At 40.6% G+C, this 15,172-nt stretch carries 14 protein-coding genes; 11 read left to right on the plus strand and 3 right to left on the minus strand.

Going from position 1 to position 15,172, the window contains the following annotated elements; all coding sequences use genetic code 11:
• Positions 1-252 precede the first annotated feature (252 nt).
• The 6 genes from AC4CUZ_RS08920 to AC4CUZ_RS08945 all read left to right on the plus strand — a co-directional run bounded on the left by AC4CUZ_RS08920 (position 253) and on the right by AC4CUZ_RS08945 (position 5,937).
• A complete protein-coding gene (locus tag AC4CUZ_RS08920) occupies positions 253-1,656 on the plus strand; it encodes an amino acid permease (RefSeq protein WP_004695775.1) in 1,404 nt (467 codons plus the stop codon).
• A 133-nt stretch (positions 1,657-1,789) separates the two neighbouring features.
• Positions 1,790-2,014, plus strand: coding sequence for a hypothetical protein (locus AC4CUZ_RS08925; protein WP_004982578.1), 225 nt, complete (start codon positions 1,790-1,792; stop codon positions 2,012-2,014).
• 32 nt (positions 2,015-2,046) lie between these two features.
• Positions 2,047-3,297 carry a diaminopimelate decarboxylase gene (lysA, locus tag AC4CUZ_RS08930; protein WP_419381259.1) on the plus strand — a complete coding sequence of 417 codons (1,251 nt, stop codon included), beginning with the start codon at positions 2,047-2,049 and terminating at the stop codon, positions 3,295-3,297.
• A gap of 6 nt (positions 3,298-3,303) precedes the next feature.
• Positions 3,304-4,149, plus strand: coding sequence for a diaminopimelate epimerase (gene dapF, locus AC4CUZ_RS08935; RefSeq protein ID WP_004695783.1), 846 nt, complete (start codon positions 3,304-3,306; stop codon positions 4,147-4,149).
• 153 nt (positions 4,150-4,302) lie between these two features.
• Positions 4,303-5,214: a tyrosine recombinase XerC gene (locus AC4CUZ_RS08940; RefSeq protein ID WP_062033935.1), complete on the plus strand. Its 912-nt coding sequence runs from the start codon at positions 4,303-4,305 to the stop codon at positions 5,212-5,214.
• 324 nt (positions 5,215-5,538) lie between these two features.
• Positions 5,539-5,937, plus strand: coding sequence for a hypothetical protein (locus AC4CUZ_RS08945; RefSeq protein WP_419381258.1), 399 nt, complete (start codon positions 5,539-5,541; stop codon positions 5,935-5,937).
• On the opposite strand, the gene AC4CUZ_RS08950 is transcribed toward AC4CUZ_RS08945, so the two are convergent.
• Both AC4CUZ_RS08950 and AC4CUZ_RS08955 read right to left on the minus strand, forming a co-directional pair.
• Positions 5,864-6,469: a GNAT family N-acetyltransferase gene (locus AC4CUZ_RS08950; RefSeq protein ID WP_490747496.1), complete on the minus strand. Its 606-nt coding sequence runs from the start codon at positions 6,467-6,469 to the stop codon at positions 5,864-5,866. The genes AC4CUZ_RS08945 and AC4CUZ_RS08950 overlap by 74 nt on opposite strands.
• Complete coding sequence (locus AC4CUZ_RS08955) at positions 6,469-6,963, minus strand: Lrp/AsnC family transcriptional regulator (protein ID WP_004695793.1); 495 nt, start codon at positions 6,961-6,963, stop codon at positions 6,469-6,471. The genes AC4CUZ_RS08950 and AC4CUZ_RS08955 overlap by 1 nt, the downstream gene beginning before the upstream one ends.
• A gap of 114 nt (positions 6,964-7,077) precedes the next feature.
• Here AC4CUZ_RS08955 and AC4CUZ_RS08960 point away from each other — a divergent pair, with 114 nt between their 5' ends.
• The 3 genes from AC4CUZ_RS08960 (at position 7,078) to AC4CUZ_RS08970 (ending at position 9,870) form a co-directional block, all read left to right on the plus strand.
• Positions 7,078-7,683 (plus strand): LysE family translocator, encoded by a 606-nt coding sequence (locus AC4CUZ_RS08960; protein WP_419381256.1) that lies wholly within the window; start codon positions 7,078-7,080, stop codon positions 7,681-7,683.
• A 481-nt stretch (positions 7,684-8,164) separates the two neighbouring features.
• Entirely contained in the window at positions 8,165-8,917 is a 753-nt protein-coding gene (locus tag AC4CUZ_RS08965; protein WP_005400499.1) for an electron transfer flavoprotein subunit beta/FixA family protein, read from the plus strand.
• Positions 8,918-8,934: 17 nt separating this feature from the next.
• Positions 8,935-9,870 carry an FAD-binding protein gene (locus tag AC4CUZ_RS08970; protein ID WP_078426455.1) on the plus strand — a complete coding sequence of 312 codons (936 nt, stop codon included), beginning with the start codon at positions 8,935-8,937 and terminating at the stop codon, positions 9,868-9,870.
• 272 nt (positions 9,871-10,142) lie between these two features.
• Here the strand turns inward: AC4CUZ_RS08970 and AC4CUZ_RS08975 are convergent, their stop codons facing one another.
• Positions 10,143-11,171 carry an IS701 family transposase gene (locus tag AC4CUZ_RS08975; protein WP_007116247.1) on the minus strand — a complete coding sequence of 343 codons (1,029 nt, stop codon included), beginning with the start codon at positions 11,169-11,171 and terminating at the stop codon, positions 10,143-10,145.
• Between the two features lie 100 nt (positions 11,172-11,271).
• Here AC4CUZ_RS08975 and AC4CUZ_RS08980 point away from each other — a divergent pair, with 100 nt between their 5' ends.
• Together AC4CUZ_RS08980 and gyrA are read left to right on the plus strand one after the other, a co-directional pair.
• A complete protein-coding gene (locus AC4CUZ_RS08980; protein ID WP_178904840.1) occupies positions 11,272-11,880 on the plus strand; it encodes a hypothetical protein in 609 nt (202 codons plus the stop codon).
• Positions 11,881-12,186: 306 nt separating this feature from the next.
• A complete protein-coding gene (gene gyrA, locus AC4CUZ_RS08985; RefSeq protein ID WP_419381347.1) occupies positions 12,187-15,168 on the plus strand; it encodes a DNA gyrase subunit A in 2,982 nt (993 codons plus the stop codon).
• Positions 15,169-15,172: the final 4 nt, after the last annotated feature.

A 15,172-nucleotide genomic window follows, 5' to 3' on the forward strand; every position in this document is an offset into this window, starting at 1 on the left:
AGTCATGCTTCCTGCACGATTTTTTATTGATTTTTAGTCTTGTTGTATTTGTTACACGGAAATTTATTTTTGACAAGTGTTTTGCTGATTTTTTCAACAGGAACTTTTACGTGTCCTTTGTCGTGTTAAATATAAGAAAAATTAATTTACTTTTCAAAAGATGTTGAAAATATAGATTAATACAATTTTATTTTTATTTTTTTGTTCTTTTCGGGTAATTTTGGCGACTGGAAATAAAAGACGACATCAAGAATGAGTTTAGAAAATACAGAATCGACCTCTGAACAAGGTGATTTAAAACGGAGTTTATCCAACCGCCATTTGCAACTCATTGCGATTGGCGGTGCGATTGGTACAGGTTTATTTATGGGGTCGGGGAAGACGATTAGTCTCGCTGGGCCATCTATTTTAATCATTTACATGATTATTGGTTTTATGGTGTTTTTGGTCATGCGCGCGCTTGGCGAATTACTGCTGTCTAACTTGAAGTACAAATCGTTTATCGATTTCTCTACCGATTTGATCGGACCGTGGGCAGGCTATTTCGTTGGTTGGACCTATTGGTTATGTTGGATCACGATTGGTATCGCGGACTTATCAGCCATTATTTATTACCTTCAATTCTTTAATGGAGGGATGCCGTTCACACCTGGGGAAGGGGTGATGATCAGTGTTGCGGCCATTGTGTTCATCATGGGCTTGAACTTGGTCACGGTGAAACTGTTTGGTGAGCTAGAGTTCTGGTTTGCACTAATTAAGATTATTGCCATTGTGGTGTTGATTGCCGTTGGTTTATGGATGATCTTTACAGGGTTCACTTCAACAACGGGTGAAATTGCATCATTTAGTCATCTTTGGTCACATGGCGGAATGTTCCCAACAGGCGTGACGGGCTTCCTTGCTGGTTTCCAAATTGCGATCTTTGCCTTTGTAGGTGTAGAGCTAGTCGGTACCACGGCTGCTGAAACTAAAGACCCAGAAAAGAATTTGCCTAAAGCGGTGAACTCGATTCCAATTCGTATCATTGTTTTCTATGTGCTGTCTTTAGTAATTGTGATGTCTGTGACACCATGGAACGTGATTGATCCGGCGGTTTCGCCTTTTGTGAACTTGTTTAGTCAAGCGGGTATTGCAGCTGCAGCAATCATCATGAACTTGGTGGTATTGTCTTCTGTGATGTCATCAATGAATAGTGGTGTGTTTTCAACGTCGCGTATGTTGTTTGGTTTGTCTCGTGAAGATCAAGGGCCAAAAGCATTTGGGCATTTAAACAAGCGTGCTGTTCCTGCAAATGCATTGTACTTTTCAGCAATTTGTTTACTGTTAGGTGCTGCACTGCAGTACTTTGTACCGAATACCGTTGAAGCCTTTACTTTAGCAACTACACTGTCGACGATTTTGTTTATCTGCGTCTGGATTATGATTATCTGGAGCTACATTGTGTATTACAAAACACGTCCAGAGTTACATGCAAAATCGACCTTTAAACTACCAGGTGGTCTATTTACCTGTTGGTTTGTGATCGTTTTCTTCATTGGCGTGATCTATGTGTTATCACTAGAAGCAGATACCATGAAAGCTTTAATGGTGAGTCCAATTTGGTTCATCATTTTGATTATTGGTTATTTTGGTTTCTACAAACCGAAACATAAATAATCGATACCATTTAAAAAAACGCCAGTCTTTAACTGGCGTTTTTTTTTAACTCACTATAATCTTTAGCGCTTAGTGGTTTGGTCATGCATGTTGATCAGGTTATACTTCTTCAAAATATCAAATAGGTGATCAGATGCGTTCTGTCATTTGCTGCATCAGTGTCTTGGTGATGAGTACTGCATTCGTCGGTTGTGGTCAGTCTGGTACATTACATATGCCAAATGATCCAAACTACGACAAGCGAGCGAAATATTTGCTTTATAAAGACGCAGCATCTAAGCCGTCTGCACAAAAGGAAGATACAGCGCCCGTGAAGCAAGAGTTTGCTGCACCTTCAGTTGAAACCAATCAGCCTTAATACCTTAAACGCTTCATAGAAAGGATACATTCATGAGTTTTACCCGCAATCATGGGGTTTTGCACGCTGAGCAATGCTCGCTGCAACAGCTTGCGCAGCAATTTGGTACACCACTGTATGTTTATTCAAAAGCGACTTTTGAAAAACACTTTACAGAGATGGATCGTGCTTTTGACTTTATCGATCATCAAATTTGTTTTGCGGTTAAGTCAAACTCAAACATTGCGGTATTGAATGTCCTTGCGAAGCTCGGTGCGGGTTTTGATATTGTGACCGGCGGAGAACTGGCTCGTGTACTAAAAGCGGGTGGCGATGCTTCTAAAATTGTCTTTTCGGGTTTAGGTAAAACTGAGATCGATGTTCAAAAAGCATTAGAAGTGGGTATTGCATGCTTCAATGTCGAGTCTCATGCAGAGCTGGATCGGATTCAAAAAGTTGCAGCGAAGCTCGGCAAAAAAGCACCCATTTCATTGCGTGTCAATCCAGATGTAGATGCGAAAACGCATCCTTATATTTCAACAGGGCTGAAAGAAAATAAATTTGGGATTCCGTCAGATACAGTTTTTGAAACCTATCAATATGCTGCAACGCTGCCGAATTTAGATATTATTGGGATTGACTGTCATATTGGTTCCCAGTTGACCGAAACACAGCCTTTTGTGGATGCGCTAGATCGTGTGATTGTGATGATCGATCAGCTGAAAACCATGGGTATTCAGTTGAAACACATCGATATTGGTGGTGGTTTAGGCGTGACCTATAAAGATGAAGTGCCGCCTACCGTTTTTGAATATGCCAATGCAATGAAGCCCGCTTTAGAAAAATTGGGCTTGAAAGTGTATATGGAACCGGGACGTAGTATTTCGGCAAATGCAGGGGTACTCCTGACCAAAGTTGATTTACTCAAACCGACTATTCACCGTAACTTTGCGATTATTGATGCAGCCATGAACGACTTGATTCGTCCTGCACTGTATGAAGCATGGATGGATATTCAGCCCGTTACACCGCGCTCGGATGTCGAGGCAAAAGAATGGGATGTGGTTGGTGCGATTTGTGAAACAGGTGATTTCTTAGGTAAAGAGCGTGTGCTTGCACTCCAAGAAAATGACGTACTGGCTGTATTGGGTGCTGGCGCTTATGGTTTTGTCATGAGTTCAAATTACAACAGTCGCGGTCGCGCCGCTGAAGTGATGGTGGATGGTGAAAACGCACATTTGATTCGTGAGCGTGAAACCATTGAGTCGCTTTGGGACAAAGAACGTTTATTGCCTGAAGGATAATTCAAGATGTTATTAGAATTTACCAAAATGCATGGTCTAGGCAATGACTTTATGGTGGTCGATTTAATCAGTCAAAGAGCATTCCTTGATACTGTTACGATTCAGCGCTTGGCGGATCGCCATTTCGGCATCGGTTTTGATCAGTTATTGATTGTTGAGCCACCTGATTTACCCAATGTCGATTTCAAATACCGTATTTTTAATGCTGATGGTTCTGAAGTTGAACAATGTGGTAATGGCGTGCGCTGCTTTGCACGCTTTGTACATGAGCGTCAGCTCACGACAAAGACCAAGATTAAAGTGCAAACCAAGGCAGGGATTGTAGAACCCGAACTCGGTCAAAATGGCTGGGTACGCGTGAATATGGGCTATCCAAAATTCTTACCACAGGAAATTCCATTTATTGCGGATGCTCCTGAAGCTTTGTATGACATTGCTTTGGCGAACAATGAGCAATTGACTATTGATGTGGTGAATATGGGTAACCCTCATGCAGTTACTATCGTTCCTGACGTGATTACAGCTGATGTTGCACGTCTGGGCCCTCAGGTTGAATCGCATGAGCGTTTTCCGCAGCGTGTGAATGCTGGGTTTATGCAAATCATTGATGAAAAGCATGCGCGCTTACGTGTGTTTGAACGGGGTGTAGGCGAAACCTTGGCCTGTGGAACAGGAGCTTGTGCGGCTGCGATTTCAGGTATGCGCCGTGGTTTACTCGATTCATCTGTTGAGATTGAGCTAGCAGGTGGTAAGTTGCATATCGAATGGCGTGAAGGTGATGTGGTTTGGATGACGGGCCCAACCTCAAATGTCTACGAAGGACGTATCGATCTGAGTTACTATCAAAACTAAGTTTAGCGTCACACAAGAAGCACTGATTCATCAGTGCTTTTTTTATCAAAAATGAAATAGGCATATAAAGAGCTGAGACAGTGCTACTATACAAAAGCCAATTAATTTTTCACCGAATAGAACTATAGAGGCTGACTTGTGACTTTTGAGCCGATGCAACTGCTCGCGATGTGGTTAAAACAACGAGAAATACAAAATCAGTCTGCCCATACTTTGCAGGCTTATGAACGAGATGTGTCTGATTTTCTGCTATTTTGCGAACAGAAAAAGCTTGAGTTGGGCGATGTTGAAGCCACTGATTTACGCGAATTTATTGCACAAAAAGTTGAACATCAACAGTTGAGCTCCAGTAGTTTACAGCGGATGTTATCTTCTATTCGTCAGTTTATGAAATGGGCTGAGCAGGGGCAACATTTGGCTTTTAATCCTGCCGATGACTTTCAACTCAAACGTAAACCTCGCCCTTTACCAGGGCTAGTGGACATTGAAACTATCAATCAAATTTTGGATCAGGCCTTGCCTGAGAAAGAAGTCGAACAGCAAATGTGGTATCGAGACAAAGCTTTGCTTGAGCTACTTTATGCCAGTGGATTACGCTTAGCGGAAGTGCAAGGCTTAAGAATTAAAGATATCGACTTTAACCGACAGTTACTGCGTATTACAGGTAAGGGGAATAAAACTCGGGTTGTACCTTTTGGTTCTAAGGCCAAAGATGCGGTAATGAAATGGCTGAGCATTTATCCGCTGTGGAATGGTGATTTTGTGCCCGATGCACAAGTTTTTATTACTCAAAAGGGCAATCCTTTGGGCATGCGCCAGATTGAAAATCGGGTTAAGTTTCAGGCACAGCGTGCAGGCGTAAATATCGATCTGCATCCGCACTTACTCCGTCATTGTTTTGCTAGTCACATGCTGTCAAACAGTGGTGATTTGCGCGCAGTGCAGGAAATGTTAGGTCACAGTAACTTAAGTACCACCCAAATTTATACCCATGTCGATTTTGACAGGCTGGCTCAAGTGTATGATCAGACGCATCCACGAGCACAGCAAAAGGTGAAAACTTAGTTTATACATACTTTAAAAATAGTGTCACATAATGCATGCACTATAGCGCTGTGCTTTAGGTTAAATGCCAAAGGTCAGAACAAACGGCGTAAACACATCCGTTGATAACTATTGTACGCACTAGGGCGTCTGTGATATTCGGCATTATTCTTGGTTTCATCAACTTGATCAATAAGTATCAATGATCGCTCACTTTTGTTAGAAAAAGTGTGATTATGAACTTTTGTAGAATAATAAATCGGCAAAAAATAGAGTATAAACTTAAAAGAGGATGGGCTGAATATTCCAGTTTAATGAAACGGTAGATTTAAGCTTATATTGAAGATGACAAATGTGAAAATAGGTCAGTATATGATTTCAGATATACAAGTAAAGTATGATCAACTCAGCTCCGCGCAAAAAGAAATTTTTGCGGGCTATGGTTTGCGTCAGGTCAAACACTTTGTTGAAATTAGTTTATCCAATATTGAACCTGTACTGCCTGAAAATGCATTTGTTCAAGGCGTCAATGCGGCAGGTAAAGTTCAGGCTTTTAATGCAGAGACTGGGCAATACTATTTATGGATTTCCGATTTACAGTGGCAAGCGACTGCACAGCCCTCAAATAGCATTGATTTGAAAGATGACTTTCTTGAAGTCTGGAAAATTTTTAATCTTGGACAATATGAATTGATTGATTTAAGTCATATTCATCGTGATTTTTTAGAAAGTCAGTTGGCTTAATAGCATAGAGTGTATGTCGAAGCAGTGGGCTATTTTGGTCGAGTTTAGGATGATTAAAATAGCCACGATGTTGCATGCCGAGACGTTTCATTACCGCTTCAGAAGCCCTATTTTGAACTGCGGTAAAAGCAACAACCTCATCCAAGTTTAAAACCGAAAAAGCAAAATATAGGCAAGCCCGTGCAGCTTCTGTGGCATAACCCTGATGCCAAAATTTCGAGTCCAATCGCCAACCAATTTCGACACAGGGTGAAAAATCAAAGCGCTCAGGTTGAGCATGTAAGCCTGTAAATCCAATGAACTCCTGACTATGTTTCAGTTCGACTGCCCAAAAGCCCCAACCATTTTGATTGATGAATTGCTGAAACGTTTGCGCAAGGGCATCGCTTTGTGTTTGCGTGAGTGGACTAGGAAAATAACGCATCACTTGAGCATCGGCATTTAACTGCACAAATGCAGGAAAGTCATCTGCGTGCCAAGCTCTTAGACGTAAACGCGTCGTTTCTATCGCAAAATTTAAATGCGCTGACATTAGATTTCATCAAGCGGCAGTTGGAAACTTTGTTTAATGATTTGACTTGGCAAGTCTGTTTTGACACTGGTAATGCCATTCTTTTTGGTCAAATGCGTGGATTGGAACTCACGATAGCTTTCTAAATCGGGGACCACAACTTTCAGCATTGCATCGCATTCCCCTAAAATAATGTAGCATTCCATGACTTGAGGGAGCTCTTTCATGGCTTCAATAAAGGTGTCGATGGTTTCGGCATCTTGACCGACCAGCCAAATGCGCGAGAACAGAATCAGTTGAAGGCCAATTTTTTGTGGATCGACCACTGTAGTATAATTTTGAATAACACCTGCTTCTTCTAATAGTTTGACGCGTCTTAGGCACGAAGACGGCGATAGACCGATTTCTCGTGCTAAGTCATTATTTTGAATGCGGCCATTGTCTTGTAAGTGGCGAATGATATTTTTATCAATACGGTCAAGTTTTATGCGCACAGACTTTGGTGATTGTTTCATATCTTAGAATATAATTTGAAAAATACGTTTTATTATAGAATAAATTGAAAGCCAATTTTGTATTATTTCGCACATACTAATTTTCACTTTCTAATGGATGAAAGGGGAAAGGAAATGTCTGTATATGTACTCTTTGCACTGACCGTGCTGCCGCTGATTTTTACACCTGGGCCAGATATGTTATTTATTCTGTCTCAAGTTATGGGCAAAGATGCAAAAGCAGGCATGATGGCGACTATCGGTGTATGTACAGGCTATTTACTACATTCAATTTTAGTGGCTTTGGGTATTGCTGCCATTATTGTGTCTTTCCCGCTTTTGTTTGAAACCATCCGCTGGCTGGGTATTGCATATTTGTTGTATTTGGCCTTTGGTTTATTAAAGTCGGTTTTTAGCACTAAAAAATTGCAACTAGACCGAAAAACGGAAAATAACCCGATCAAAAAGGGCTTTTTTACCGCACTGTTAAATCCCAAAGGTATGCTTATCTATTTTGCGATCTTGCCGCAATTTATCGATAAATCTGCCAATGCTGTCAGTCAAGGTTTGATTTTATCTTTACTCTTTATCGCGATGATTTTTGTGGTCTATTGTAGTTTGAGTCTGGTTTTTGCAAAACTGACACAGAAGTCCCCAATAGATGAACGTAAGCAAAAATGGATTGATGGCACTTCAGGTGGGCTGTTGGCATTGGCCGCGACATGGCTGATTGCCAATTAAACTCAGAGAAGCATGTCAGAATGGCATGCTTTTTTTTGAGGAAGTTTTTTAGATTGGTTAATAAAGCAGCAATATTGTGTCATCGTATGTCTAGAATAATGAGTATTTGAATCTAAGGCTGTGTGATCTATCTTAAATGACAGATTTGTGAAGCCCGATAAAGATGTGAACAGACAGTCAATAATCTAAATAGCGGTGAATATTAGAGAAAAGAAATCAAATCTTTGAATAATGTAAATCAAATAAAAATATAATAAAAATCATAACTTAATCTGAGTGCGATTTTGTGCAAATATAGTGCGTACAAAAAAGTATGAACGCGTCGTTCAGCTAAATTTACGCATTTTTACAGCTCTTTGGTGAATTGTGACTTGACCGAAATGCCGTACACATTGCAAGATAGGGCACCTAAAAAAATTTAAGTGAAGAGTTAAACTAACTTTTCTCAACATTTACATTTGCTAAAACAGCCGAGGATTACATGAAGGCTCTTGTTGCTGTAAAACGTGTGGTTGATGCCAACGTTAAAGTTCGCGTTAAGCCGGACAACAGTGGTGTTGACTTAACCAACGTTAAAATGTCAATTAACCCATTCTGTGAAATCGCAGTGGAAGAAGCGGTTCGCTTAAAAGAAAAAGGAACTGTTTCAGAAATCATCGTTGTTTCTATTGGTCCTAAAGAAGCGCAAGAGCAAATCCGTTCTGCAATGGCGCTTGGTGCTGACCGCGGTATTTTAGTTGAAGCTGATGACAGCCAACTGGGTGCTTTAGAAATTGCGAAAGTGTTGAAAGGCGTTGTTGACGCTGAACAACCTCAGTTGATTCTTCTTGGTAAGCAAGCAATTGACGATGACTCTAACCAAGTCGGCCAAATGCTTGGTGCGCTTCTAGGTGCAGGTCAAGGTACTTTTGCTTCTGAAGTTAAAGTTGATGGCGACAAAGTACAAGTAACTCGTGAAATCGACGGTGGTTTACAAACTGTTGAACTTGCACTTCCAGCGATCATCACCACTGACTTACGTTTGAACGAGCCACGTTATGCTGCTCTTCCAAACATCATGAAAGCGCGTAAAAAACCGCTGGATACCAAGTCTCCTGCTGATTTTGGTGTTTCTACAACAACTAAACTTAAAACAGTTAAAGTTGAAGCGCCTGCTGAACGTAAAGCTGGCGTACAAGTGAAGTCTGTAGACGAACTTGTAGAAAAACTAAAAAATGAAGCGAAAGTGATCTAATACAGAAGGATAAAATCATGAGTATTTTAGTTATCGCTGAGCACGACAACAAAGCACTAAATGGTGCAACTTTAAACGTTGTTGCTGCAGCTCAAAAAATCGGTGGTGATATCACTGTATTAGTTGCTGGTTCTGGCGCTCAAGCTGTTGCTGATGCTGCTGCAAAAGTTGCGGGTGTAAGCAAAGTATTACTTGCTGACAACGCAGTTTACGCAAACCAATTGGCTGAAAACGTTGCAGCTTTGGTTGCAGATATTGCTAAAGGTGGTTTCAAACACGTATTGGCTGCATCAACTACAACGGGTAAGAATATTCTTCCACGTGTGGCTGCACTTCTTGATGTCAGCATGATTACAGACATCATTGCTGTTGAATCTGCAAATACGTTCAAGCGTCCAATCTATGCAGGTAACGCGATTGCAACAGTTCAGTCTGATGAAGCAATCATTGTTGGTACTGTACGTGGTACAGCATTTGACCCTGTCGCTGCTGAAGGTGGTTCTGCTGCGGTTGAAGCTGTAAGCGAAGCAAAAAATGCGGGTATCTCTAAGTTTGTTGCTGAAGAGATCGTAAAATCTGAACGCCCAGAATTAACTGCTGCGCGTATCGTGGTTTCAGGTGGTCGTGGTGTGGGTTCAGGTGAGAACTACCATACTGTTCTTGATCCATTGGCTGACAAATTGGGCGCTGCTCAAGGTGCATCACGTGCTGCGGTTGACGCAGGTTTTGTTCCAAACGACATGCAAGTAGGTCAAACAGGTAAAATTGTTGCACCTGACCTGTATATCGCTGTAGGTATCTCTGGTGCGATCCAGCACTTGGCGGGTATGAAAGACTCTAAAGTGATCGTTGCGATCAACAAAGACGAAGAAGCACCTATCAATGCAGTAGCGGATTACTGGTTAGTAGGTGATTTGAATACCGTTGTTCCAGAGTTAGTATCTAAAATCTAATTCCTGACAACGTTTCAAAAAACGCTTTTGTGCAAGCAGTTTAAGCAATGCTTAGCTGTCATGTGCAGGAGCGTTTTTTTATGTGCGTAAATTAATCTCAATATTATAAAAAATCAAAATCACTCGATATTTATTTTGTTATTTTAAGTCCTTGTATTTTGCAAATAATAATGAAAATTTAAGCATTTCTTAAGATGAGTGTGCATCTGAATATTCAGATTTATGATACTATTTGCCATCCATTTTTAAGCTTAACTAGGACTTACGCACTATTATTTATAGATTCTCTGTGGTAGCAGATGATTTTTATCGAGAATAAAGTCATCAATGAAGTTTTTGATAACTGGTCTAAATAATTTCTTCTGCCAACGATATACATTTTCAAAGATCCGCTCAAACTGGTTCTTTTGTATCTCGACGTAGGCCATCAAGGCTGAAAAAATATGATTCAAAATCAGTTTAGATCGTCTTACTTGAAACTTTTCAATATGACAAACCTGTTTAATCACCCGGTGATATTGCTCTATTTTCCAATGACTTGAATGTAATTCATGAAAACCCTCAAAGGACAATAAATCATCTTCATCTTGATGCACAATATAAAACCTCTGCTGTTCTTTTAACTGAGTCTTAAATAATTGTACAAAGCCAAAATCTTTGAGCCAGACCACTTGACCCTGATGGAAATTTGGCAATAAACGCAGTTGAAACCATTGTCCTTTTTCTGGGGAAACCTTACGGTTACAGTCGATACCAAACATAAATCGAATACCATATTTTCTTATGGTTTTTAGATTTCCAGTCGATGAATACCAACTATCACCTGTAATAAATTGAATCTTTGCACCCCAACTGAGTACTTCACTTAACATATCCATAAAGTAATCATTCTTGGTTTTACTTTCAGATTTGTCATAAATTCGGAAATTAATTGGAATATTTTGACCATTTTGATCTGTCGCATACAAGGTAATGAGATTAATACCCTTGACGGATCGGTGGTGTTTGCCTGACCAAAAATAGCTAACCAAGTCCATATGTTGACTATAGGGTTTATCTAAAACAGTATCATCAATACTGACTATAAGTTTATTATTATCAATATGTTGAATTGCTTCTTGATATAGGTCGTGAGGTGTGTAGTCTTCACGCTCTAGAAAGCGATTTACACTATCATGCGAGATATTATAAGTCTCGGCAAGTTGTGTGCAGCTAATAGAGTTCGGTTCTGTCATGAGAAAGCCCATATAAATGGGTAATGTACAAGTTGCTGTAGAAGCATGTTTAATTCGTCTGATCACAGATACTTTATAAAGTATTTTAATACTTTTTTGAATCCGTCAATGCGTAAGTCCTATTAACTTACATAAAACTTTTTTTGTTAAGTTGGGAGTCGTGATTTTGCTGATTGATACGCGTGTATCGTGGTCTGTTCTGATCCTTGCTGTTCTGTGTTTAATCTTTCCATTTTTGGCTGATCTACAGCTTCCACTTTTAGGTGGTGCTGTTGTACGTGGCGTGGAAAATATACAAGCTCTACTTTTATTGATATTCGCTGTATTTAGTTATTTTTATATGCAGCCGATGCGTCTTCCAGAGGGTAAAAAGTATTTTTGGATCTGGGGAGTACTGTGGTGGTTACTTTTATTTGGGCGTAGCACCAGTTGGGGTAGAGACTATTTCCCTGAGGTCCCAAAAGTATATTTTCGTGGCATCTCGGTAGTTTTGATTGGTTCAGTCGTATTTATGTTGTTGGTTAAACCATTGCGCCATGAGATTGCGATAAAAATGAAGAACATTACGATACCTGCTTGGGCAATGCTGCTCACGGTGTTGGGTTTGATTATTTCTGACGGCATTGAACACAGTCGCATTTATGGTGGAATTTTCTTACATCAGATTGCTTATAAAGACCTTATGGAGGAGCTATATGAGTTTCCTTTAATATTGGGCTTGTTTATGGTGGCATTTCATATTATGCGGCGCGATAAGCAAGGGATTGATCAGTAAGTCCAAAGATAGGCAAGACATGGCTTAAAGCTCTCAAAAATGAGGGCTTTTTTGCATTTTACGCAACGTTAACAGGGAATGTGATGGAGCTGTAAATGTACATCCTATACATGTGTAAAAAATAACCCCTAAATTAAAGAAAATTAACGAGATTAACTGTGGTGACGTGACACAAAAATCAGAGTGTTTATGCTATAATTTGCGGCTATATTTCAGTTTTTAGTTCAGTATTTTGAACTAATAATTTTGCAAGTTTTACGACATATAAATGCAAGCGGTTTTACGTTTGTAGAATAAGGAGTATGCATGAGCGTATCGGAAATCAGACCGATTGCGATTGAGGATGAACTCAAGAACTCGTATCTTGACTATGCAATGAGCGTGATTGTTTCTCGTGCTTTGCCAGATGTTCGAGATGGTCTAAAACCTGTTCATCGTCGTGTGCTTTATGCAATGCACGAATTGGGTAATGACTACAACAAAACTTATAAAAAGTCTGCCCGCGTGGTTGGTGATGTGATCGGTAAATATCACCCACACGGTGATTCTGCTGTTTATGAAACCATTGTTCGTATGGCTCAAGACTTTAGTTTGCGTTATCAATTGGTTGATGGTCAGGGGAACTTTGGTTCGGTCGATGGCGATAGCGCAGCTGCGATGCGTTATACCGAAGTTCGTATGCGTAAGTTGACTCATGAAATCCTTGCCGATCTTGAAAAAGATACGGTGGATTGGGAAGACAACTACGACGGCTCTGAACGTATTCCGCAAGTGATGCCAACGCGTATTCCGAACTTACTGATTAACGGTACTACAGGTATTGCTGTGGGTATGGCGACCAATATGGCGCCGCACAACATGACTGAAGTAGTGAACGCTTGTTTGGCCTATGCTGAAAACCCAAATATTTCAATTGAAGGATTGATGGAATATATTTCGGGTCCAGACTTTCCTACTGGTGGAATTATTTACGGTAAAGCGGGCATTGTTGATGCTTACCGTACGGGTAAAGGTCGTTTGCATATTCGTGGTAAATACCACTTTGAAGAAGACCAAAAAACAGGTCGTACCACGATCGTTTTCACAGAAATTCCATATCAAGTCAACAAAGCAAGAACCATTGAACGTATCGCTGAGTTGGTGAAAGAGAAAAAACTGGAAGGTATTTCTGAGCTACGTGATGAATCTGACAAAGACGGGATGCGTATTGCCATTGACTTAAAGCGTGGTGAAAACGCTGAAGTTGTGGTAAATAACTTATTCCAAAACACGCAGTTGGAAAACTCTTTCAGCATTAACATGGTGTGCTTAGACAACGGCCAGCCAAAGTTAATGAACTTGAAAGACATTGTTGCGGCATTTATTCGTCACCGCCAAGAAGTGGTGACGCGTCGTACAATGTTTGAGTTGCGCAAAGCACGTGAACGTGGCCATATTTTAGAAGGTTTGACGGTAGCATTAGCAAATATTGATGCGATCATTGAAACCATTAAAACTTCTGCAAACCCAGCTGAGGCACGTGAGCGTTTACAAGCAGGTGAGTGGGCAGCAGGGAATGTAATTGCATTGCTTGAAAAAGCAGGTTCTGTTTCTGTACGTCCCGACGAAATTGAAGGTGAAGATCCAAGCCGCCCGTTTGGTTTAGATGGTCAGATTTATCGTTTATCGCCTGCGCAAGTCGGTGCGATTCTTGAGCTTCGTTTGCACCGTTTAACGGGTCTTGAACAAGACAAGTTACAAGCTGAATATACTGAAATTTTAGGTCAAATTGCTGAACTCACAGCTATTTTAAATGACTTCAATTTATTGATGGCAGTGATTAAAGAAGAATTAGCTTTAATTTTGCAACAATACGGCGATGCTCGTCGTACCGCAATTGTTGAGTCTCGTATTGACTTCTCGCGTGAAGATTTAATTCCTGAAGAGCAAGTGGTACTGACTGTTTCAAAAACAGGTTATGCGAAAACACAACCGCTTTCAGACTATGCTGCGCAGCGTCGTGGTGGACGTGGTAAATCTGCGACCTCGATGAAAGAAGATGATTACATCCAGCATCTGATTGTGACATCTAACCATGCCACAGTGTTGTGCTTTACCAATGTTGGTAAAGTCTATCGCCTGAGAGTGTTTGAAGTGCCTCAAGCATCGCGTGGTTCAAAAGGTCGCCCAATGGTGAACTTATTGCCACTGGATGCCGATGAGACGATCACAGCAATTCTTCCTGTGATTGATGCGCCGAAGAAATTTAAAGAACGCTTAGCTGAGTTCAAAAACTTTGTGCGTAGCAATGTCGCGACATTACGTGAAAATAGTATTATCGACGCGCATTATGAAGCGTTAAAAGCTTCATTCGATGAGTTGGCTGAAGATGCTGATGAACTCTCTGATGCATTACGTAAGCAATTGAAAGAGTTGGGTGTTGAGCTTTCAACAACAGATTTGGACAATGAAACAGTTGTTGAATTTGCTGATCTTGCAGAGAAAATGCGTAAGAACTTCTTTGTATTTATGGCAACAGCATCTGGTACAGTCAAGCGTGTTGAATTAGAGCAATTTAGTAATGTTCGTTCAAATGGTTTACGTGCAATTGAGCTGAAAGAAGAAGATACCTTGATTGGTGTTGCAATCACCGATGGCGAACAGCAAATCATGTTGTTCTCAAATGAAGGTAAAGCAATTCGCTTCTCTGAAACTGATGCACGTGTGATGGGACGTACTGCAAAAGGGGTGCGTGGTATGCGCGTCACTTTAGCAGCAGCTCAGGCCGAAGATGATGTTGAAACCGACACAGATTCAGATGATGAAGAATCTTCTGATTTAAATGTGGCAAGCCGTATTGTTTCATTAGTTGTTGTCCCTGAAACTGGCGAGGTACTGTGTGCTTCTGCAAATGGTTATGGGAAACGTACGCCTGTTGATGACTTCCCAACCAAGAAACGTGGTGGTAAAGGTGTTATTGCCATCAAAACATCTGAACGTAATGGTGAGTTGGTCGGTGCGGTTGCCATTGATGAATCTAAAGAGTTGATGTTGATTTCTGATGGCGGTACTTTAGTTCGTACTCGTGCCTCTGAAGTTGCTAGAACAGGGCGTAATGCACAAGGTGTACGTCTGATTCGTTTAGGTAATGAAGAAATCTTGGTCGGTGTCGTTGCTGTTGAAGCAGTTGAAGTCGAAGATGATATTTTAGATGCTTCTATTGAAACAACTGAAGAAACTGTGGTTGACGAAGTAAATGTAGATGCATCTGAAAATACTACAGATACCAATACATCGAACGAAGACTAACTGA

The sequence above is a fragment of the Acinetobacter sp. 789_lipA genome, from assembly GCF_058242845.1.